Source organism: Rhizobium sp. C4 (assembly GCF_021026315.1).
Lineage (GTDB): Bacteria > Pseudomonadota > Alphaproteobacteria > Rhizobiales > Rhizobiaceae > Ensifer_A.
Map to the genome: position 1 here is coordinate 17,845 of NZ_JAJNCX010000007.1, position 21,005 is coordinate 38,849.

The following is a 21,005-nucleotide window of genomic DNA, read 5'->3' on the forward strand; positions in this document are numbered from 1 at the left end:
TATGGGCGGCAACAGCGCGCAAAGGCTCTGCGATGTCGTTCTGGACGAGACGATCGGCCGTTCGACGCCGGATGTGGAGCATGAGCGCGCCGTTGCCATATTCGATCTGCTCGAGGACAATTCCTTCGCCCCTGAAGGGCACGACAACGGGCCCTACAAGCTCTATCTGTCACTGGTCGAGCAGCGCCTCGTCTTCACCATCAAGACCGAGGGCGACGCGCCTGTGGCGACCCATATCTTGTCGCTGACGCCGTTTCGGCGGATCATCAAGGATTATTTCATGATCTGCGACAGCTATTATCAGGCGATCCGCTCGTCCACGCCCAGCCAGATCGAGGCGATCGACATGGGCCGGCGCGGCATCCACAACGAGGGTTCGCAGACGCTGATGGACCGGCTTTCCGGCAAGATCAGGATCGATTTCGATACGGCGCGGCGGCTCTTCACGCTGGTCTGCGTGCTCTACTGGCGCGGTTGAGCCCATGGAGGAGGAGGGTGCCAGCGAAAGCACGGAGAAACGGCCGGGCGCGATCCTGTTCATGTGCGGCATGAATGCCATCCGCTCGCCGATGGCCGAGGCGCTGGCGAAATCCATGCTGCCAAAGGGCACTTATATTGCTTCCGCCGGCGTGCGCACGGGCGAGCGCGACCCGTTTGTCGATGTCGTGCTGGACGAGATGGGGCTTTCGCTCGGTCGCCGCCAGCCGCAGACGCTGGAGGAGCTGGAGGACGACTATTTCGACCTCATCGTGACGCTGGCGCCGGAGGCGCATCATGCCGCACTGGAACTCACCCGTTCGCTCTCCGTCGATGTCAGCTACTGGCCGACGCCGGACCCGAGCGTGGCGCGCGGCACGCGCGAGCAGATCCTGGATGCCTATCGCGAGGTGCGCGACCACTTGAAGACGCTCATTGCGAAGCGGCTTGCCTAAAGTCTGCGCGGATCATGACTGTTTTTTACAACATGCTTGCCTTTTCGGCCTGTCAGTGGTTCACAAAGGCCCGCGCATTGTGTAGTTTCCGCAAAATTTTCGCCGACGCCTTCAGCGTCTGGCCCATAAACCTCAAAGAAAGACCTGTCTGAATGGCAAAAGAAGAAGTTCTCGAATTCCCGGGAATCGTTACCGAACTCCTGCCGAACGCGACTTTCCGCGTGAAGCTGGAAAACGAACATGAAATCATCGCACACACGGCTGGCCGCATGCGCAAGAACCGCATCCGCGTTCTGGCGGGCGACAAGGTTCTCGTCGAAATGACGCCTTACGACCTGACCAAGGGCCGTATCACCTACCGTTTCAGATAAACCGGAGCCGCGCTGTCCAAGGCGCATCGACCGATCCCCATGGCGACCGAACAAGCCCTCATTCTTGCCTCTGGTTCGCCGCGTCGCGTCGAACTTCTCGCGCAGGCGCGCATCGAGCCCGCCCGTCTCCTGCCGATGGATATCGACGAGACGCCGAAGCGCTCTGAAAATCCGCGCACGCTGGCCCAGCGCCTCGCCCGTGAAAAGGCGGAGGCTGCCTTCGCGGTCGTGCGCGCGGACGAAGAGATGAAGGGCGGCTGGGTTCTGGCGGCCGATACGGTCGTGGCCGTTGGCCGGCGCATCCTGCCCAAGGCCGAGTTCGAGGCCGATGCCTATTCCTGTCTCAACCTGCTCTCGGGCCGTGCCCACTGGGTCTATACCGGCGTGACGCTGATTGCGCCGTCCGGCCACACGCGCAGCCGCATCGTTGAGACCAAGGTGCGCTTCAAGCGCCTTTCCAATGCCGAAATCGATGCCTATGTGCAGAGCGGCGAATGGCGCGGCAAGGCGGGTGGCTATGGCATCCAGGGCATTGCCGGCTCCTTCGTGCAGAAGCTTGCCGGCTCCTATACCAGCGTCGTCGGGCTTCCGCTGACCGAAACGCTGCAGCTTCTGGATGGCGAAGGCTTCGACATCCGCCGGGGCTGGAAAGAAGGCTGACGACCACATGACTGGCCCCGAGACCACCCCGAAGAGTGCCAAGGTAGAACCCTTGCGCAAGCCGCGCCCATGCCCCGAATGCGGGCAGCCCTCGGCGCGCGAACACTATCCCTTCTGCTCCGACCGCTGTCGCAATGTCGACCTGTCGCGCTGGCTCAAAGGCTCCTATTCGATCCCGGTAACAGAGGACGAGGAAAAGGCGGACGGCTTCGAGCGCGACTTTGACCGTTGATTTTCCAAGGTTTTCTGAACTTTGTAATTTTCTTCAAAAAACAGTCAAAAAACTTTGTCGGGGCGCTGGACACACGCGAACAAGATGCTATAACCCCGCTCGCTTCCGGGGAAAACCCGGCGGGTTCTTTCAAAAAGAAACCCGGTCAGTCAAGCGACAAGTGCCCGGATAGCTCAGTTGGTAGAGCAGCGGATTGAAAATCCGCGTGTCGGTGGTTCAAATCCGCCTCCGGGCACCATTTTTCTCGAATGATTATTTGGTTGGTTAATTGGATTGATCGCGGCTTTGTGTTTACTCTTGGCTAATCGAGTTTATTTCGCAAGCTCTCGTACGTGTCTATCAATGTTCGGATGCTCGTTGTTAGTTCCTCGATCCGAAACCTCCTTTTCACACGGTCTGTTTTTACGACGGAATCGTACTCGACGTAGCGTTGGGGAAGGAGTGAGAATTCTTGCTTCTTTATTTCGTCAGCATGCGTAAGCTTGCTGAAGCCTTTCTCCGAGCTCAGCCCTTGGAATATATGGATTATTTTATCTAATTCGATTGTATCCAATACAACTCGCTGGGCGATGCGTTTGCCTAGCTCTCGGGCATCAATCATCAATACGTTGTCACCATCGTGTCCCGAAGTGCCGCGACGTAGAACAAGAATTGCTGTTTCGATTGCCGTGTTCGGCGCAGACAATCGGGCTGGCAGCGCTATAACCGCTGCAAGGGCGCGTTCTTTAATTAAGAATTGACGAATATTTGCGTCATTGCCTCCTCTAAAAAGCACGCCAACGGGAACTAGAACTGCCGCCATGCCCTGATCTTTCAAATGATGATAAGCTGAAAGCAAATAGGCCAGTTCGCTTGATATTTTTCCTCTGTCGTGTTTTAACAAAGCGGGAGTACCCTCCAGCCACTGCAGGTCTTGCAACTCGAATTGGATTCCAAATGGTGGGTTAGTCAATACTGTATCGAACTTGTGTACCTCATCTACTAGTCGCCTTTTACCCCCTCGGTTGTTGCTTCTCTTGTTGATATGAAGCCTTACATTAGGGGTTTCGTTAAGCGCAAACCTTACCTGTGCCCAAGCGGCGGCGTATTCATTGGCCTCATACCCCTCAAGACATGTTGGTCCGATTGTAGTCTTGGATGCAGCCACGAGGAGCGAGCCGCTCCCGCAAGCTGGATCGAAGATGTTGAAGCAATGGTCGTGCCTTGTCAGCATAACCATTAACCTTGCCACCTCTTCAGGTGTTTCATGTGAAAGTGGAATTTCAAGGGAATCCAGCTGTCGCAAGAGCCATGCCTCAAGTTCTTCTTCGGTGTTTTCCCCCGGAAGCGATGAAAGCAGCTCGGATACCGAGGTTTCGTCAAGCCATTGGAGGTCTCCCAAAAGGTGCTCGCTGAATGCTTTGTTTTCCCAACCTAGCATAATTTCTAACTCATGGGCCGAATGCAGAACGTCAGTGCGATGGTTCCATTTAGGGTAATTGTGCTGCGCTCGATGAACGAGAGTGGCGAGCACAATAAGCGCAAGGGCTAAATCAGTATTGGTCCGTGCTACTGAGCGCGAAATAATGTTGCGCATTTTCTTGATTGCATCGTCAAATTGGCTCATCTTTCGGAATTCTCTCTCATGTAATTCCCGACTATTTCTAGTGCCTCGTCTCGAATTAGTTTGGAAATTTCGATAGATTCTCGGTATATATCGTCGGCTGTGCTTATAATATCAGATAGATGTTTTTGCTTCTTGCGTGAAGGAAGGGCGAATTCTAGGCTTGAGATATCTTTGATCGTCATTACCGGCTGAGCCGTGCCAGACACGCGACTTAATACGATCCTCTCCGTTTCTGGTTGCCGTAGGAAAGCGCAGATAAGTTCTGGTTCGATCAACGGATGACGCGGCAAACGTACGATGATGAAGTTGGCGCTCGCGATGCACCCTGAATGCGATTCTCGAACTACGGCGCATTTTAATAGGGTCCCTCTTGCGCTTACGAGCACATCCCCGGGAAGCAGTTTCTGCCGGGTAACAGCGCTTGGGTTAACGCTTGCGGCGTCGAGCTCGCTAACGGGAGCGATCATTCCTGCATCTATATCTCTGACGTGAATAACGTTCACGGAAATTGTGCCGGTTCCGGGTGACAAGCGGGCGATATTGACGCCCACAAAAATCGCCTCCGCCGCCTCTGAAAGTGTCATTCTCGTCATCACCTGATCCAGTTGTATCGGAACTACTACTTGACATGTTCCTCATTCAGACCTATTTGTCAAGCATTGACGCATCTGCATGGTCCGTAGTCTGCGCCAGGTTCGTACAAATGTTGGAGCTCGCATCGCAAATGCATAAAATCGACATCAATCGTATCACGTTGGGCATTTGCTTCATCGTCGTTGTCGGCATTGCGGCTGCAAAAGACTATCGTGTAGAGATTGGCGGCGGCACGTTCAAGTTTGAGAAAAACGTCGAACGGGACAATCAGCGTCCTCCTGTTGAGAAGGCAAGCCGCTAACAAGCTTCAGGCAGCTGAAAACCTGGTTCTAAGTTTTTTCGGTGGTAGTGCTCGCAAGAGGAGGTCAGGTATCCTCAATGCACAAACTGCCGCGTCGCCAGAAACAATATTATCCCCAGTGCCATCACGAAGAACGCGCCGGCGATCTCGATTGTTGTGCCGAGCTTTTCCGCCACCGTCCCATTGCCCGCGAGCTTCACGGCCAGACCCTTTGCCGACACGGCGGTGATGGCCAGCAGCGATACTGTGATGGCGGTGCCGATGGACATGGCGAAGACGGAGAGGATGCCGCCGAGATAGAGGCCGTTGAGCAGCGAGAAGGTCACGACGATGATCGCGCCGGAGCAGGGGCGGAGGCCCACGGCGACGACGGCGGAGAAGGCTTCCTTGAGGCTGAACCTCTCGCCGCCGAGCGATTGCGGGGAGGGCATGTGGGCGTGGCCGCATTCTTCGCAGAAATCGGCGACGGCCTGTTTCTGCGTTTTTCCTGAGCCGAGGAAGCCCTTCATCTGGCCTGTTCTGGAGCCCGATTTGGCAGGGGCCAGTCGCTGGACGCTGGAATGGTCGCAGGCGCAGGCGGCGTCGTAATCGTCATCGCTGTGGATATGCGCGCCTGCCGGCATGCCTGCGAGGGCGGGGGCAGGGGTGGCGCCAAGAGGGTTGCTGCCGGATTTGGCAAACAGGCTGCGCAGCTTGCGCAGGAGCATCCAGAAGCCGAAGCCGGCGACGAGGATGTAGCTTGCCTGTTCGAGAAAGTCGGTGGCGTTGGTCAGCGTGATCGATGTGCTGCGCAGGATGACATAGGCGGCGCCTACGACGAGCAGCGCGGTGATCCCTTGCAGGAAGGACGAGATGATCGCAATCGTGATGCCGCGTCTCAGCTGGATCTCGTTGGCGATCATGTAGGAGGAGATGACGGCCTTGCCGTGTCCTGGGCCTGCGGCGTGGAAGACGCCGTAGAGGAAGGAGAGGCTTATGAGGGTCGAGAGCTTCCACGGGTCGTCGCGCATGGCGATGAGCGCCTGGGTCAGCGCGCGATAGAAGCGCTGCTGCTCCATGTTGACCCACATGAGAAATGGGCCGCCAAAGCCGGATGTGTTGAAGGAGGGTTCGGCGGTGCCGATGCCGAGCGGCGACCCGGCATGGGCCGTCAGCGGGGCGAGAAGAACGGCGGCGGTCAGCGCCAGGACAAGGTGTCTTGTGTTGCGCGCGGTCAGCATGTCACGTCGATCCGCGTTGCGAAGAGCTTGGACATGGTCGTTCCCATCGGGTCGTTGAAGAAGGCTTGTGTCAGCGTCTTCTGGTTCTGCGCGATCACCTCGTCCGGGTTCGGGCGGATCACCTTGTGCTGGCAGGCCTTGAAGCCCGCGCCTTCGACGACAATGTCCTTGTCGGTGGCGAAGTCGAGCGAGGTGTAAAGCGTCGGGTCCCAGACGCCGAACGTCATGTCGCCCTTGAGCGGCATGGGTGTTGCCGGCTTGACGGCAAAGAACATCAGAAGCTGGCCATCCTTGAAATCGACATTGATGACGTCCGGCGGCGAAATTTCGATCTTCTTCCCGTTCTGGGTGATGTTCGTATAGTAGTCGAAATCGGCCAGCGACTCCTTCACCGTCTTGCCGACGGCCTTCAGTTCTTCGGGGTCGAGCTTCAGGTTGGAGTTCTTGTCGAAGTCCAGCAGCACGGTCGAGGAGAAGACCTCGTCGAAGCGCCAGACATTGCGCAGCTCCTTGATGTTGCCGTCGTCGCCGGCGACCACTTCCAGCCGCGCCTCCACGAAGATATGCGGATGGGCGAAAGCGGCGACCGGGGCCAGAAGGCCGAACAGCGTCGTCAGGAATGCAAGCTTGCGGGTCATGGAACCATCGTCTGTCGAAGTTTCATATCAGGCGTTCGGGCGGCACATGCGCATCGCCCGATCGGCTGATCTTTTATCGTATCGCGCCGGCTCGGCGAAAAACCGAAGTCCACCCTGCAGCCAGCGCCTCTGAGTGGGCTTCAATCTGGACGAAAATGAGCCCATTGCGAAGCAGGATGTCGCGGCACCATGTCACGATCGGCAACGGCGACAAAGTTACAATTTCTTAAACCAGGCCTGCAGGAAGTCCACGAAGGTGCGCACCTTGGCCGGCAGATGGCGGCGATGCGGGTAGACGGCATAGATGCCGCGGTCGCTCGGCAGGTAGTCCTGGAAGAGGACGACAAGCTCGCCGCTCTCGATATGCTTGCGCGCGACGAAGTCGGGCAGCAGCGCCACGCCAAGACCGGCCAGCGCGCCCCGCAGCGTCGCCGTCGGGCTGTTCACCTCGATGGGACCTGCGACCTGCACCGAGAAGGAAGAGCCGTCGGGCTCGAAGAAGCGCAGCACGCCCTTGCGGCGGCTGTTGGAATCGATGAGGCACGGCACATGCGACAGGCCATTCGGATGATCGAGATCCTTGTGGCGCGCCAGGAATTCCGGCGTGGCGCAGATGTTGAGGCCGAAATCGGTGATCTTGCGGGCAATCAGCCCGGAATCCTCGAGCTTCGTCACCCGGATGGCGAGGTCGAAACCTTCTTCCACCAGATCGACGAAGCGATCCTCTGCCATGATTTCCAGCGACAGGTCCGGATGCAGCTTGGCGAAGTCGATCAGACAATAGCCCACTTCGGCATCGATGAAGGTGCGCGGCACGGAGACCTTGAGGCGACCCTTCAGGTCCGTATTGTTTTCGCGCACGAGATCGGCGAGCTCGTCGATCTCCTTCAGGATCTCAGAGGCCGAGCGGTAATAGGTCTTGCCGGCTTCGGTCAGGGAAAACTGTCGGGTGGTGCGGTTGAGGAGAAGGGCGCCGAGCTCGTCTTCCAGTTCGCGCACATATTTGGAAAGCAGCGCCTTGGAACGTCCGAGCTTGCGGGCAGCGGCCGAAAAGCCCTCCGCGTCCACGACGTCGATGAAGGCTCTGATCCGCGTGAGAGTGTCCATTTTGCCTCGCTTGATTTTCCCGCGAATATAGGTCCACCGCATGACCCATTTCAATCGCTGCAAAAAAATTGGCAGGGGTCAAAAAAACACTTGATTGCGACAGTGAATATTCTTATCTCCGCTGTTGCCCAAAGTCGCACGTGCCTGTGGGTGTCCGCCGACCCTCGAACTGGGATTTAATCCCTAAGGTGAGGTCATCGGTAAGGTACCTGGAACTAACCGCTCCAGTCGCTATTCCGGCCAACCGGGAAATGCGAGGACATCTTGAAGCAACGACGGTGCGGGCCTTTCTGGTGTCTGCCGGCTCTCCAACAGCCGGGGTTACTGAAGAGGCACACCTTCATTGCCGGAAGTGCGGTCGGGATCTCCCACCAATCCAAGGCAGACAAAGTGAATGATCGCTCTTAGCCGAGCGTTTGTTCGTCATTTGCGTTTGCGTTTCGCTCAGGTTCCGGGGTCTCCACCGGCTGGTCCCTGATCGCATCGTCATCCGCGCTTTGTCCTTCGGGTCTATCTGTAGTCCCGAAGTCATGCCATTCCGACGCCCCGCGCCATGAGCCGCTCGGGACGAAGGGCTTTTGACTCTGGATTTTTGGAGACCCGCCATGACCTCGCAGCGCATCCTCGACTTTTTCAAGACCCGCCAGCCGGAAGGTCCGTGCCTCGTCGTCGATCTCGATGTCGTCGCCGGCAATTTCAAGGCATTTCGTCATGCCCTGCCGGACAGCAACATCTATTATGCGGTCAAGGCGAACCCCGCTCCGGAAGTTCTGCGTCTTCTCGCAGGCCTCGGCTCCAACTTCGATTGCGCGTCCGTCGCTGAAATCGAAATGGCGCTGGATGCCGGCGCGACGGCAGCCCGCATTTCCTTTGGCAACACGATCAAGAAGGAGCGCGACGTCGCCCGTGCGCATGCACTCGGTGTCAACCTTTACGCCGTCGACAGCCACGAGGAAGTCGAGAAGATTGCGCGTGCGGCTCCCGGCGCCCGAGTCTTCTGCCGCGTGCTGACGAATGGCGAAGGTGCCGAATGGCCGCTTTCCCGCAAGTTCGGCTGCGTGCCGCAGATGGCTGTCGACGTGCTCGTCTATGCGCATCAGCTGGGCCTTGAGTCCTTCGGCGTCTCGTTCCATGTCGGTTCGCAGATGACCAAGGTCGATGCCTGGGATGCCGCACTCGCAGACGCCAAGCGCGTCTTCGTGTCGCTGGCCAAGCAGGGCATCGAGCTGAAGATGGTCAACATGGGCGGTGGCTTCCCGACGAAGTACCTGAAGGACATTCCGTCGGCAGAAGCCTATGGCCAGGCGATCTTCGCGTCGCTGTCCAAGCATTTCGGCAACCGGATCCCGATGACCATCATCGAGCCGGGCCGCGGCATGGTCGGCAATGCGGGCGTGATCAAGGCGGAAGTCGTCCTGATCTCGAAGAAGTCGGACAATGACGAACACCGATGGGTCTTCCTGGACATCGGCAAGTTCGGCGGTCTGGCCGAAACGATGGACGAGGCGATCCGCTACCCGATCCGCACGGAACGCGATGCCGACGACATGGGCCTTTGCGTGCTGGCCGGCCCGACCTGCGATTCCGCGGATGTCATGTACGAGAAGAACATGTATCCGCTGCCGCTCTCGCTCACCATCGGTGACGAGGTGCTGATCGAAGGCACGGGCGCCTACACGACGACCTATTCGGCCGTCGCCTTCAACGGCTTCGATCCGCTGAAGTCATACTGCATCTGATCGATCGCGCCCCGGATCATCCGGGGCGTTTCGAGCCGGCCTCGAAACCGTCACGAAGCCTTCATCTGCCGTTCAGACAGGAACGGTTACCAAGGTTTCCAGACTGAATTGAAGCAGGTTTGAAAGACGATCGGTCGGCAACGACCACACGCCGGCGCCCTGGGAAGGGGCGCGGCACTCACCCTCAGTATCCGGGCCGCATTGAGCGGTATTGAAGTTCGGGAGGCCAAAATGGCCCTTGTTCTTGACGTCCTTCGCGCTAGCCATGCGCCTGAATTCACAATCGAGCCGGAAGCTGCCGGCGATGTCGTTGCCCGCGAGCGCCTGCTCGACGTTGCCATGGGCCCGAACCGCCGCAAGAAGTCGTCAGAGAAGCTGCGCCGTGGCCGGCTGCCGGCCGAGGGCCTTGCTTTCGTGGCGCGTGACCGCGCCGGCCACGTCATCGGCACCGTGCGTCTTTGGAACGTTCATGCCGGCATCACGCCGGCAGGCGCGCCGCTGCCGGCCCTGCTGCTCGGTCCGCTTGCCGTCGATGCCGCCTTCGAAGGCAAGGGCATTGGCGCGAGCCTGATGCGCGCGGCGATCTTCGAAGCCCGCCGGCTCGGCCATGGTGCGATCCTGCTCGTCGGCGATGCGCCCTACTACGAGCGTTTCGGCTTCTTTGCCGACAAGACCACGACGCTGATGATGCCGGGTCCGTTCGAGCGGTCGCGCTTCCTGGCGCTGGAGCTGGAAGACGGCTGGCTCAAGGGTGCCGCCGGCCTTCTCGTGCCCTGCGGCCGCAAGCTTTCGGTCGCGCCGATCAAGAAGGCGGCCTGAACCGTCCCTGTTCATGCGTCAAGCTCATGCCGGTTCCGAAAGGGGCCGGCATTTTTGCGTTTGCGGGTGGTGAGCGACATGCCCCCGGCGCGGGACTCGCAGGCGTTGCATCCGCATTGTAACAATCGCTGTCGCAAAGGCTGCGCACGGCGGCGTTTGCCCGGCCATTGCTGAAATATGGTTAACGTTTTGATAATATGTGGCTTTCCGGGAGGCGCCCCTGTGCCGTTCCGGGCTGTCATATATCCTTCATACAAGTGTCACATAAGCGTAACTCCCGGAGCCTAATGAACCCCCGAAGCCGCGATCCTTGTGAGAGGGACGGCCTGAAGGAATTACCATCACGTACAGGGAGAACTGCCGTGAACCTCATCCGCAAATTCGCAGTCGGCGCCGCCGCTGCCGCACTCAGCCTCACGCTCGCAGGCGCATCTTTCGCAGCCGACATCACGGGTGCAGGCTCCAGCTTCATCAACCCGGTTCTGTCCAAGTGGGCTGAAGGCTACAAGGCTGCCACCAGCAACACCATCAACTACCAGTCGGTTGGTTCGGGCGCTGGCATCAAGCAGCTGCTCGCCAAGACGGTTGTCTTCGGCGCTACCGACAAGCCGATGAGCGACGCCGACCTCGAGAAGAACGGCCTTGCCCAGTTCCCGATGATCTCCGGCGGCATCGTCGTGACCTATAACGTCGACGGCGCAAAGCCGGGCGAGCTGGTATTTGACGGCGAAACGCTCGCCGGCATCTTCCTCGGCAAGATCACCAAGTGGGACGACGCTGCTCTCAAGAAGCTGAACCCCGACGTCAAGCTGCCCTCCACGCCGATCTCGGTTGTTTACCGCGCTGACGGTTCGGGCACGACCTTCAACTTCACGAACTACCTCTCGAAGGTTTCGCCGGAGTGGAAGGAAAAGGTTGGTTCGGACACGGCCGTTCAGTGGCCGGTCGGCTTCGGCGCCAAGGGCTCTGAAGGCGTATCCACGACGGTCGCCCAGACCGCCGGCTCGATCTCCTACGTCGAATACTCCTACGTTGTAGCCAACAAGATGGGCTTCTCGAAGATGAAGAACGCCGCTGGCAAGATCGTTGAGCCGAAGCTCGACACCTTTGCCGCTGCCGCTTCGAACGCCGACTGGAAGGGCGCGAAGAACTTCAACGTGATGATCACCAACCAGGCTGGCGACAACACCTGGCCGATCGCTGCCTCGACCTGGGTTCTGCTCTACAAGACCCCGACCGACAAGGCTCTGAACGACGGCGCTCTCGACTTCTTCAAGTGGGCCTATGAAAAGGGCCAGAAGGACGCCACCACCCTGAACTACGTCGCCATTCCGGACGCAGTATCGAAGATCGTGGTTGAATCCTGGAAGAAAGACTTCGCTACGAAGTAATCTGCGCCACGGCGCGAAATCGGCGGACAGAGATAATCTCTGTCCGCTTTTTATGACCGGGACAGGGGTTGCAGAATGGTCGATGCGACGACAAACGGGGCTGATTTTTCGCGGGTGGACGTTGCTGCCATCACGAAAACATTCAAGCTACAGGACCGCATATTCTACTTCATGACACTGGCATCGGCCGCACTGGTCGTCCTGATGCTGCTCGCCATTCTCGTCGTTCTGGTGATCGACGCGCTTCCGACGTTCCAGACCTATGGACTGTCCTTCCTCTGGGGCACGGTCTGGAGTGCGCCAACGGAAAAGTTTGGCGCTGTTCCCGCTGTTCTCGGCACGATGATCAGCTCGCTGATCGCCATGCTGATCGCCGTGCCGCTCTCCTTCGGCATCGCCATATTCCTGACGGAACTCTGCCCTGGCCCGCTGCGCCGCCCGATCGGGACGGCCATCGAACTGCTCGCCGGCGTTCCCTCCATCATCTACGGCATTGTCGGCCTCTTCGTGCTCGTGCCGCTGATGCAGCTTTACATCCTGCCCTTCCTGATCGCGACGGTCGGCCAGGTTCCGGTTATCGGCTACCTGTTCCAGCCGCCGGCGCCGGGCGTGGGCCTGCTGACCGCCAGCCTCGTGCTCGCCATCATGGTTCTGCCCTTCATCACGGCCATCACCCGCGACGTGTTCCTGACCGTCCCGCCGATGCTGCGTGAATCGGCCTACGGGATGGGCATGACGACCTGGGAAGTTGCCCGCAATATTCTCATTCCCTATACCCGTCGCGGTCTCGTCGGCGGCGTCATGCTTGGTCTCGGCCGTGCGCTGGGTGAAACCATGGCCGTGACCTTTGTGGTCGGTTCGGTAACGCGCCTGCAGGCCTCGATCATCTCGCCCTCCACCACGATCTCTGCGCAGATCGCCAATACGTTCGGCGAAGCAGACGGGCTGCAGCTTTCGAGCCTGATCGCCCTTGGCCTCCTGCTCTTCATCCTGTCGTTCTGCGTGCTCGCGCTGGCGAAGTGGATGATTGGCCGCTCTGACTCGCTCTGAGGATTGAACCATGGAAGATACCATTCGTCAGAACATCATGTCGCGGCGCTACGCGCGCAACCGGTTGATGATGACGCTCTCGCTCGTCGCCACCGCTCTTGGCATGTTCTTCCTCGCGGTGATCCTCGGCACGCTTCTTTTCCACGGCGTGTCGTCCTTGAGCATCGACGTCTTCACGATGAGCATTCCTGCCGAAGGTTCGCGCGGCGGTCTGCTGAACGCGATCTACGGAAGCTTTCTCCTGACGTTCTTCGCGATCCTGATCGCAGCGCCGATCGGCATTCTTGCGGGCACCTATCTCGTGGAATATGCCAACGGTTCGAAGCTCGCTGAAGCCGCCAAGTTCATCAACGACATCCTCCTGTCCGCACCCTCGATCATCATCGGCGTCTTCGTCTATGGCGCGATCGTGGTGCCGATGCATGGCAACTCGGCCATCGCCGGTATCGTGGCTCTTGCGCTGATCGCGCTGCCGGTGGTGAACCGGACGACACAGGACATGCTTCTGCTGGTGCCGAATGCGCTGCGCGAAGCGACCGCCGCGCTTGGTGCGCCGCGCTGGAAGTCGATGGTCATGGTCATCTATCGTTCCGCGTGGACGGGTATCCTCACGGGTATTCTGCTCGCCACCGCCCGCATCAGCGGCGAAACGGCGCCGCTGCTCTTCACGGCAGGCTATTCCAAGTTCATGAATGGCGGCTTCACTGGTCCGATTGCCACGCTGCCGGTTGCCATCAATACCCTCGCCGCCGATCCGGGCGAGGATCTCAAACGCCTGGCTTGGGCCGGCGCGCTGATCATCACCGTCGCGATCCTCGCCATCAACATCATTGCCCGCCTGATGGGCGGCCGCCGCCAGTGACGCTGACGCAAAGATAGGAATGGAATTATGAACATGACCGATATGAATTCCCAGAGCGTCATCCAGAACCGTGGCGGCTCCTTTGGCCCGGCAGATCTCGAAATGCCGGTGAAGGTCGAAGTCAAGAATCTCGACTTCACCTACCAGAACGGCCATCGCGTGCTGAAGAACGTCAACATGAAGATCCGCGACAAGACGGTCACGGCCTTCATCGGCCCGTCGGGCTGTGGCAAGTCCACGCTGCTGCGCACCTTCAACCGCATGTACGATCTCTATCCGGGCCAGAAGGTCGAGGGCGAGATTCTGCTCGACGGCAAGAACATCCTTTCCAAGGATGTCGACCTGAACAACCTGCGCGCCAAGGTCGGCATGGTGTTCCAGAAGCCGACGCCGTTCCCGATGTCGATCTACGAAAACATCGCCTTCGGCGTTCGTCTTTACGAGAAGATCTCGAAGTCCGAGATGAACGACCGCGTTGAGGCGGCGCTGACGGAAGCAGCCCTCTGGGGCGAAGTGAAGGACAAGATCAACCAGTCGGGTCTCGGTCTTTCCGGTGGTCAGCAGCAGCGCCTCTGCATCGCCCGCGCGATCGCCGTGAAGCCCTCGGTGCTCCTCCTCGACGAACCGGCCTCGGCGCTCGACCCGATCTCGACGGCGAAGATCGAGGAGTTGATCGAATCACTCCGTTCGCAGTATTGCATTGCCATCGTGACGCATAACATGCAGCAGGCAGCCCGTACCTCGCAGTACACCGCCTTCATGTATCTCGGCGAACTGGTCGAATTCGACTCGACCGACAAGCTCTTCAGCGCGCCGAGCCAGCAGCGCACGAGCGACTACATCACCGGCCGCTTCGGCTGAGTGGACCGATCCGGAACGTTCGCGTTCCTACCGGCGGGTTGTCTGGAGGCGGCCCGCCGGTTTTTTTGTTTTTGGGCAGGGTCTTGTTGCGGTGCCTGTCGGTGATTGTGGCACCCCCCTCTGCCTTGCCAGGCATCTCCCCCGCAAGGGGGGAGATCGGCAAGGCGGCACCACATCCGTCTCCCCCCTTGTGGGGGAGATGGCGGCAGCCAGAGGGGGACTTTGCCAAAGGCGCCGAGCAAGCGGAAAAAGACCCCTCCCCAACCCTCCCCACAAGGGGGAGGGGGAGTGACCGTTGTGCCTTATCACGGATACCGATGCTGCCCGCCGCGATAGTCGGTGACGGTGAGGCCGGCATCATCGCTGCCATGCTCGGCGGCATTCACATAGGCCTTGCCGTGGCCGCCCGGAATGTCGAGCACGTAATGCGGCTGACAGAGGCCGGAGAGCCGGCCGCGCAGCGAGGCGACCAGCGCCTGGCCTTCCTCGACCGTCAGACGGAAATGCGCGGTTCCGGGTGCGAGGTCCGGGTGGTGCAGGTAATAGGGCTTGATGCGGTTTTCGACGAAGGTGCGCATCAGTCGTGCCAGCACCTCCGCATCGTCATTGACGCCATTGAGCAGCACCGATTGGCTGACCATGGCAATGCCGGCATCGGTGAGGCGCGCGCAGGCCTTGCGCCCGGCGGCGGTGAATTCGTCCGGATGGTTGGCGTGGAGCGCGACATAGACGGTCTTGCCGGTGGCGCGCAGCAGCGCGATCAGTTCACCCGAAATCCGCTCCGGATCGACCAGGGGCACGCGGGAATGGAAGCGGATCACCTTCACATGGTCGATCTGCGAGAGCGGCTCCAGCAGCTTTTCCAGCCGGCGCGGCGAGAGAACCAGCGGGTCGCCACCGGTCAGGATGACTTCCCAGATCTCCTTGTGCTCGCGGATATAGGCGAGCGCCGCATCGAGCTTTTCGGCGGCCAGCAGGCCGTCACCGGCGGGGCCGACCATTTCGCGGCGGAAGCAGAAGCGGCAGTAGACCGGGCAAACATGCACTGCCTTGAGCAGAACGCGGTCCGGATAGCGATGCACCACGCCCTCGACCGGCGTGAAGCGCCTGTCGGAGATCGGGTCGGCGCTCTCTTCGGGCAGGATATCGAGTTCGCGGGCATCGGGGATGAACTGCCGCGCCATGGCGCTGTCCGGTCCGGCGCGCTCGATCACGGCCGCCATTTCCGGCGTCACGGCAACCGCATAGCGCGCCGCCACGGCCTCAAGGGCAGGGGACGGCGTAACGAGCCCGGCGAGGGCCAGATCATCCAGCGTGGTCAGCGATGCGCCGGCCTTGATCATGGCGCGAACTCCGCCGCAAATTCCGCCACCGGGGTCCAGATGACATCCTCGATCCGCCGCGCGCCGGTGGCGAGCATGGCCAGCCGGTCGAAGCCGAGTGCGATGCCGCTTGCTTCCGGCATGATGTCGAGTGCGGCCAGAAAATCCTCGTCGATCGGATAGCGCTCGCCATAGATGCGGGCCTTTTCGGCCATTTCCATCTCGAAGCGCCGGCGTTGCTCGGCGGCGTCGGTGAGTTCGCCAAAGGCGTTGGCGAGTTCCACGCCGCAGGCATAAAGCTCGAAGCGTTCGGCCACGCGGGCATCGCGCGGCGCGCGGCGGGCAAGGGCGGCTTCCGCCACCGGATATTCGCAAAGGATCGTGGCGCGGCCTTGGCCCAGATGCGGCTCGACCTTGCCGACGATCACCTTGGAGAAGAGATCGGCCCAGGTGTCGTCGTCGGAAACGCTGAGGTCTTTTGCGCGCATCTGCGTTGCCAGAGCCTCGCGGTCCGTCGTTCCGTCGGGATGGATGGTGGCCAGCAGATCGATGTCGGCATGGCGCTGGAAGGCGTCCGCCACGGTCAGCCGTTCGGGCTCGGCAAAGGGGTCGCATTCGTGGCCGGCGAAGCGGAAGCGGTCCATCCCGGTCGTGCGGGCGGAAAGTGCCAGCAGGGACGCACAGTCGCGCATCAGCTGATCATAGGTCTCGCCGGCGCGATACCATTCCAGCATGGTGAATTCTGGATGGTGCAGCGGACCGCGCTCGCGGTTGCGCCAGACATGGGCGAAGGTGCAAAGCCGCGTTTCGCCGGCGGCCAGCAGTTTCTTGGCGGCAAATTCCGGCGAGGTGTGGAGATAGAAGGGCAGGGCGCGGCCATCGATCGTCAGCGCCTGCGTGCGGAAGGCGTGCAGATGCGCCTCGTTGCCAGGCGAGACCTGAAGCGCGGCCGTCTCCACCTCGACGAAATCCCGCTCGGCGAACCACAGGCGGAACGCGGCCATCAGCCGGTTGCGGCCCATCAGCAGGGGCCGGCGGTCGGCGTGGATATGCGGTTGCCACCAGGGGCTTGTCTGAAGGCTCTGCCGGGGGGGCATCGGGGTCATCGTCCGGTTACTCTTGAAGTCCGGCGAAATCTTCGCGTGCGGACTGGCCTTTTGCCTGAAATTGCGTTAGTGCGCCCGCAATGAACATTTCGGAACGCGGGCGGGCCATGCCGGTCCTTTAAGGCGCGTTTCATCGAGATACAAGGACGTCTTATGGTCAAGATCATCGCCTCTTCGGTCCGCAAGGGCAATGTCCTCGAAGTCGAGGGCAAGCTTTATGTCGTACTGACCGCCCAGAACTTCCACCCCGGCAAGGGCACGCCGGTCACGCAGGTCGACATGCGCCGCATCGTCGATGGCGTGAAGGTGTCGGAGCGCTGGAAGACGACCGAGCAGGTGGAGCGCGCCTTCGTCGAGGATTCCGCCTATTCCTACCTTTATAATGATGACGAAGGCTTCCACTTCATGAACCCGGAAACCTATGACCAGCTGGTCATGGACAAGGATTCCGTCGGCGATGCCGCTGCCTATCTCGAAGAAGGCATGAGCGTCATCCTGCAGGTGTTTGAAGGCCGCGCACTGGCGATCGAACTGCCGCGCCACGCCACGCTCGAAATCATGGAGACCGAGCCGGTCGTCAAGGGCCAGACGGCTTCGTCCTCCTACAAGCCGGCGATCCTGTCGAACGGCGTCCGCACGCTCGTACCCGGCCACATCACCCCCGGCACCCGCGTCGTCATCCTGACGGAAGACGGTTCCTACGTCGAACGCGCCAAGGATTGATCGGGTCGCTGCCTGCCTCTTCCGGATGGGAGAGGGGTGGCGAAACGGTTTTCAGTTGTTCCGGTGTTCGCCGGATTCATTCAGCCCGCGTTTTGCGGGCTGAATTGTTTCTTGGGGTCTGCTTTTGGGTGTGGATGTCAGGGCATCGCGAACGCCGCACCATACCCCCCTCTGCCCTGCCGGGCATCTCCCCCTCAAGGGGGTAGATCGGCAAGAGGCACCGGCATACCTCACCCTGAGGCGCCTGCGCAAAGCGCAGGCCTCGAAGGGTCATTGCCACAAGCGCATCCTTCGAGGCCGCCCTGCCGGCGGCACCTCAGGATGAGGGTGGAGCGAGAGGCGGGCCGCCAATCTCCTGCCCCGCATCCTAAAAGCCATATTGAACTCCCTGCAAAAAAAGATGTTCGGAAAACTGTCACAGAACTGTCGCGTCCCAGTTCTAGGACTCGCAGCGTCGTCGAGGGGGCGGCATCGATTATTCCCGGACGGACGGGCCCGAAGGCGGGTCTGGGCCCGTTCGCCATTGAGGCAAAGGAAACCCAATGACGACCCTCTCCAACGCCCGGCGGCTGCTTGCCTGCGGGGCGGCGCTTCTCACGTTTCAGATCCCGTTCGCGCAGGCCGACGAGGTGAAGACTGCCACGCCGATCAAGCATCTGGTGGTGATCTTCCAGGAAAATGTCTCCTTCGACCATTATTTCGGCACCTATCCCAAGGCGGCCAACCCGGCTGGCGAGCCGGCCTTCACGGCGGCGGCCAATACGCCGGCCGATATCGATACGCTCGCCCATGCCGGTCTTTTCGACAACAATCCGAACAAGACCAATCCGGGCAATGGCGCGGATGCGACCGCACCGTTCCGCCTCGACCGTTCGCAGGCGGCGACCGCCGACCAGGATCACGGCTATACGGCCGAGCAGGCGGCTTTCAACGAAGGCAAGATGGATCTCTTCCCGGCCCATACCGGCAAGGGCTCCAAGGGCGCTGCCGGCGTCTTCGGCTCCAAGGGGCTGGTCATGGGCTATTATGACGGCAACACCGTCACGGCGCTGTGGAACTATGCCCAGCACTACGCCATGAGCGACAATTCCTTCTCGACCGTTTTCGGCCCCTCGACGCCCGGCGCGATCAATCTGATCTCCGGCCAGACGAACGGAATGGAATTGCCGGCGGGTTACAAGCTTGAGGCCGACGGCACCTATGACAAGGGCCGCGTCGTGCCGGACGGCAATGGCAACTGGACGATGATCTCCGATCTCGACCCGACCGGCGATGTCTGTTCGAGCCCGAAATATCCGACCGCGCTGATGACGGGCAGGAATGTCGGCGACCTTATGAACGAGGCCGGGATCACCTGGGGCTTCTTCGAGGGCGGCTTCGACCTGACGGCGAAGAATGCCGATGGTTCGACGGGCTGTGCCCGTTCGACCGCCGCGACGGTCACGGGCGCCAAGGTGGCGGATTACATCCCGCATCACCAGCCGTTCCAGTATTACAAGTCGACGGCCAATTTCGATCACAAGCGCCCGTCCTCCGTCGATGCCATCGGCACCTCGAAGGATGGCGGGGCGAACCATCAGTATGACCTGACCGATTTCGAGGCCGCGCTGAAGAACGGCAACCTGCCGGCCGTCACCTTCCTCAAGGCACCGGGCTATCAGGACGGCCATGCGGGCTATTCCAACCCGATCGACGAACAGACCTTCCTCGTCAACACGATCAACGAACTGCAAAAGTCGAAGGACTGGAACGATACGGCGATCGTCATCGCCTATGACGATTCCGACGGCTGGTATGATCATGCGATGAAGATCGTCAATCCGTCCGACATTCCGGTGAAGGGCTATGACGTGCTGAACGGTCCCGCCTGCGGCACCGGCACGCCGCTTGCCGGCATTGACGGCAAGCCGGCTCAGGGGCGTTGCGGCTATGGCACGCGCCAGCCGCTTCTCGTCATCTCGCCCTATGCCAAGGCGAACTATGTCGACCACACGCTCACCGACCAGACCTCGATCCTTCGCTTTATCGAGGACAACTGGCTCGGCGGCAAGCGCCTCGGCCAGGGCTCGTTCGATGCGATTGCCAACCCGATCGACGGCATGTTCGACTGGCAGCATGCGACCAACACCACCCTGACGCTGGACCCGGCAACGGGCGAGACGAAGGGCTGATGTTGAAGGCAGGTGCCTTCCTTCTGGCTGCCGCAGGCGTGACGCTTGCGGCGGTCGGGGCCTCGGCTCAACCGGTGGCGTTGAGCGCGATGGCTGAGCTCGGCAAGGACATGTTCTTCGACCGCAGCCTGTCGGGCAGCGGGGTCATGTCCTGCGCCACCTGCCACGATCCGGCGCATCATTTCGCGCCGGCCAATGATCAGGCCGTGCAGATCGGCGGGCCGTATCTGAGCGAGCCCGGCATTCGCGGCACGCCGTCGCTGACCTATCGCTCCTTCACGCCGACCTTCTCGGTCGGCCCGGCGGATGAGGCAAGCGAGGCGGGCGATGCGACGCCGATGGCGGCGGCCAATGGGGCTGTCAGCGGCGGTCCGGCCGGCCAGCTGGGCGCTGCACCGCCTGCAACCGGCAAGAGCGGCACCGACAACGCGGCCAATATGGTGCCGCGCGGCGGCATGTTCTGGGACGGGCGTGTCGATACGTTGCAGGATCAGACAATGGGGCCGCTGATGTCGCCCTTCGAGATGGCGAACCCGGATATTGCAACGCTGGCCGACAAGATCCGCAAGAGCTATGGCGAGCGGATTGCGCAGCTGGCGGGCAAGACCGTGCTCGATGATCCGCAGGCGCTGGTGGGCGAGGCGGGCTTCGCCCTTGCCCGCTATCAGGTCGAGGACCCGGCCTTTCATCCGTTCAACAGCCGCTATGACGATTATCTGGCGGGCAGGGCGTCGCTGACCGATCAGGAAATGCGGGGCTTGAAGGTCTATGAGGATCGCAACAAGGGCAATTGCGCCGATTGCCATCCGAACAAGCCGGCCGCCGATGGCACGCCGCCGCTCTTCACCGACTTCCAGTATGAGGCACTCGGCGCGCCGCGCAACATGGCGATCCCGGCCAATGCGGACCCGAAGTATTTCGACCTCGGCATTTGCGGGCCGATGCGCGATGACGAGTATGCCAGAGAGAAGGCCAATTGCGGTCTCTTCAAGACGCCGAGCCTGCGCAATGCGGCGGCCCGCGGGGTCTTCTTCCACAATGGCGTGTTCCATTCGCTGGAGGATGTCATGCGCTTCTATGCGGATCGCAACACCGATCCCGGCCGCTTCTATCCGAAGGGCGCGGATGGTGTGGTCATGGCCTATGACGACATGCCGGCGGCGTATCGCGGCAATATCGATGTCATCGATCCTCCCTTCGATCGCAAGGCGAGCGACAAGTCAGCGCTGAACGATCAGGATATTGCCGACCTCGTCGCCTTCCTGAAGACGCTGACGGATCGGTGAACCGCATCTGTTGA

Annotated in this window: 22 protein-coding genes and 1 tRNA gene; 16 read left to right on the plus strand and 7 right to left on the minus strand. The window is 60.6% G+C overall.

What is annotated here, in order from left to right; all coding sequences use genetic code 11:
* The first annotated feature begins 1 nt into the window (after position 1).
* From LQK84_RS13495 to LQK84_RS13520, 6 genes are all read left to right on the plus strand, one after another.
* Positions 2 to 478 (plus strand): UPF0262 family protein, encoded by a 477-nt coding sequence (locus tag LQK84_RS13495; RefSeq protein WP_230829256.1) that lies wholly within the window; start codon positions 2 to 4, stop codon positions 476 to 478.
* Between the two features lie 4 nt (positions 479 to 482).
* The gene (locus LQK84_RS13500) at positions 483 to 932 is read left to right on the plus strand and encodes an arsenate-mycothiol transferase ArsC (protein WP_230829257.1); all 450 of its coding nucleotides are present in this window, start codon (positions 483 to 485) and stop codon (positions 930 to 932) included.
* Positions 933 to 1,084: 152 nt separating this feature from the next.
* Complete coding sequence (infA, locus tag LQK84_RS13505) at positions 1,085 to 1,303, plus strand: translation initiation factor IF-1 (protein ID WP_112631247.1); 219 nt, start codon at positions 1,085 to 1,087, stop codon at positions 1,301 to 1,303.
* Positions 1,304 to 1,342: 39 nt separating this feature from the next.
* Positions 1,343 to 1,963 carry a Maf-like protein gene (locus tag LQK84_RS13510; RefSeq protein ID WP_230829258.1) on the plus strand — a complete coding sequence of 207 codons (621 nt, stop codon included), beginning with the start codon at positions 1,343 to 1,345 and terminating at the stop codon, positions 1,961 to 1,963.
* Between the two features lie 7 nt (positions 1,964 to 1,970).
* Positions 1,971 to 2,195 (plus strand): DNA gyrase inhibitor YacG, encoded by a 225-nt coding sequence (gene yacG, locus LQK84_RS13515; protein WP_230829259.1) that lies wholly within the window; start codon positions 1,971 to 1,973, stop codon positions 2,193 to 2,195.
* A gap of 162 nt (positions 2,196 to 2,357) precedes the next feature.
* A tRNA-Phe gene (locus LQK84_RS13520) sits at positions 2,358 to 2,433 on the plus strand.
* 63 nt (positions 2,434 to 2,496) lie between these two features.
* On the opposite strand, the gene LQK84_RS13525 is transcribed toward LQK84_RS13520, so the two are convergent.
* Positions 2,497 to 3,801, minus strand: coding sequence for an HsdM family class I SAM-dependent methyltransferase (locus tag LQK84_RS13525; RefSeq protein WP_230829260.1), 1,305 nt, complete (start codon positions 3,799 to 3,801; stop codon positions 2,497 to 2,499).
* Positions 3,798 to 4,385: a hypothetical protein gene (locus tag LQK84_RS13530; RefSeq protein WP_230829261.1), complete on the minus strand. Its 588-nt coding sequence runs from the start codon at positions 4,383 to 4,385 to the stop codon at positions 3,798 to 3,800. Before LQK84_RS13530 ends, LQK84_RS13525 begins: the two co-directional genes overlap by 4 nt.
* Positions 4,386 to 4,525: 140 nt before the next feature.
* Here LQK84_RS13530 and LQK84_RS13535 point away from each other — a divergent pair, with 140 nt between their 5' ends.
* Positions 4,526 to 4,696 carry a hypothetical protein gene (locus LQK84_RS13535; RefSeq protein WP_230829262.1) on the plus strand — a complete coding sequence of 57 codons (171 nt, stop codon included), beginning with the start codon at positions 4,526 to 4,528 and terminating at the stop codon, positions 4,694 to 4,696.
* A gap of 74 nt (positions 4,697 to 4,770) precedes the next feature.
* Here LQK84_RS13535 and LQK84_RS13540 read toward each other — a convergent pair whose 3' ends face one another.
* The 3 genes from LQK84_RS13540 to LQK84_RS13550 all read right to left on the minus strand — a co-directional run bounded on the left by LQK84_RS13540 (position 4,771) and on the right by LQK84_RS13550 (position 7,661).
* Positions 4,771 to 5,916: a nickel/cobalt transporter gene (locus tag LQK84_RS13540; protein ID WP_230829263.1), complete on the minus strand. Its 1,146-nt coding sequence runs from the start codon at positions 5,914 to 5,916 to the stop codon at positions 4,771 to 4,773.
* A complete protein-coding gene (locus tag LQK84_RS13545) occupies positions 5,910 to 6,554 on the minus strand; it encodes a DUF1007 family protein (RefSeq protein ID WP_230829264.1) in 645 nt (214 codons plus the stop codon). The genes LQK84_RS13540 and LQK84_RS13545 overlap by 7 nt, the downstream gene beginning before the upstream one ends.
* 216 nt (positions 6,555 to 6,770) lie before the next feature.
* Positions 6,771 to 7,661, minus strand: a complete 891-nt coding sequence (locus tag LQK84_RS13550) for a LysR family transcriptional regulator (RefSeq protein ID WP_230829265.1) — start codon at positions 7,659 to 7,661, stop codon at positions 6,771 to 6,773.
* Positions 7,662 to 8,266: 605 nt separating this feature from the next.
* On the opposite strand from LQK84_RS13550, the gene odc2 reads away from it, so the two are divergent.
* From odc2 to pstB, 6 genes are all read left to right on the plus strand, one after another.
* Positions 8,267 to 9,400, plus strand: a complete 1,134-nt coding sequence (gene odc2 / locus LQK84_RS13555; RefSeq protein ID WP_230829266.1) for an ornithine/lysine decarboxylase — start codon at positions 8,267 to 8,269, stop codon at positions 9,398 to 9,400.
* 231 nt (positions 9,401 to 9,631) lie between these two features.
* On the plus strand, positions 9,632 to 10,219 hold the full coding sequence (locus tag LQK84_RS13560) for a GNAT family N-acetyltransferase (protein WP_230829267.1): 588 nt from the start codon (positions 9,632 to 9,634) through the stop codon (positions 10,217 to 10,219).
* A gap of 362 nt (positions 10,220 to 10,581) precedes the next feature.
* A complete protein-coding gene (pstS, locus tag LQK84_RS13565; RefSeq protein ID WP_442966962.1) occupies positions 10,582 to 11,610 on the plus strand; it encodes a phosphate ABC transporter substrate-binding protein PstS in 1,029 nt (342 codons plus the stop codon).
* A gap of 75 nt (positions 11,611 to 11,685) precedes the next feature.
* Complete coding sequence (gene pstC / locus LQK84_RS13570; protein WP_269072061.1) at positions 11,686 to 12,660, plus strand: phosphate ABC transporter permease subunit PstC; 975 nt, start codon at positions 11,686 to 11,688, stop codon at positions 12,658 to 12,660.
* A 10-nt stretch (positions 12,661 to 12,670) separates the two neighbouring features.
* Complete coding sequence (gene pstA, locus LQK84_RS13575; RefSeq protein WP_230829269.1) at positions 12,671 to 13,522, plus strand: phosphate ABC transporter permease PstA; 852 nt, start codon at positions 12,671 to 12,673, stop codon at positions 13,520 to 13,522.
* 42 nt (positions 13,523 to 13,564) lie between these two features.
* Complete coding sequence (gene pstB / locus LQK84_RS13580; RefSeq protein WP_330166413.1) at positions 13,565 to 14,383, plus strand: phosphate ABC transporter ATP-binding protein PstB; 819 nt, start codon at positions 13,565 to 13,567, stop codon at positions 14,381 to 14,383.
* A gap of 305 nt (positions 14,384 to 14,688) precedes the next feature.
* Here the strand turns inward: pstB and LQK84_RS13585 are convergent, their stop codons facing one another.
* Both LQK84_RS13585 and epmA read right to left on the minus strand, forming a co-directional pair.
* The gene (locus LQK84_RS13585) at positions 14,689 to 15,726 is read right to left on the minus strand and encodes a lysine-2,3-aminomutase-like protein (protein WP_230829271.1); all 1,038 of its coding nucleotides are present in this window, start codon (positions 15,724 to 15,726) and stop codon (positions 14,689 to 14,691) included.
* Positions 15,723 to 16,811, minus strand: a complete 1,089-nt coding sequence (gene epmA, locus LQK84_RS13590) for an EF-P lysine aminoacylase EpmA (RefSeq protein ID WP_442966963.1) — start codon at positions 16,809 to 16,811, stop codon at positions 15,723 to 15,725. The genes LQK84_RS13585 and epmA overlap by 4 nt, the downstream gene beginning before the upstream one ends.
* Positions 16,812 to 16,964: 153 nt before the next feature.
* Between epmA and efp the strand changes: the two genes are divergently transcribed.
* The 3 genes from efp (at position 16,965) to LQK84_RS13605 (ending at position 20,991) form a co-directional block, all read left to right on the plus strand.
* On the plus strand, positions 16,965 to 17,534 hold the full coding sequence (gene efp, locus LQK84_RS13595; RefSeq protein WP_230829272.1) for an elongation factor P: 570 nt from the start codon (positions 16,965 to 16,967) through the stop codon (positions 17,532 to 17,534).
* A gap of 542 nt (positions 17,535 to 18,076) precedes the next feature.
* Positions 18,077 to 19,705 (plus strand): phospholipase C, encoded by a 1,629-nt coding sequence (locus tag LQK84_RS13600; RefSeq protein ID WP_230829273.1) that lies wholly within the window; start codon positions 18,077 to 18,079, stop codon positions 19,703 to 19,705.
* Complete coding sequence (locus tag LQK84_RS13605) at positions 19,705 to 20,991, plus strand: cytochrome-c peroxidase (RefSeq protein ID WP_230829274.1); 1,287 nt, start codon at positions 19,705 to 19,707, stop codon at positions 20,989 to 20,991. The genes LQK84_RS13600 and LQK84_RS13605 overlap by 1 nt, the downstream gene beginning before the upstream one ends.
* Positions 20,992 to 21,005: the final 14 nt, after the last annotated feature.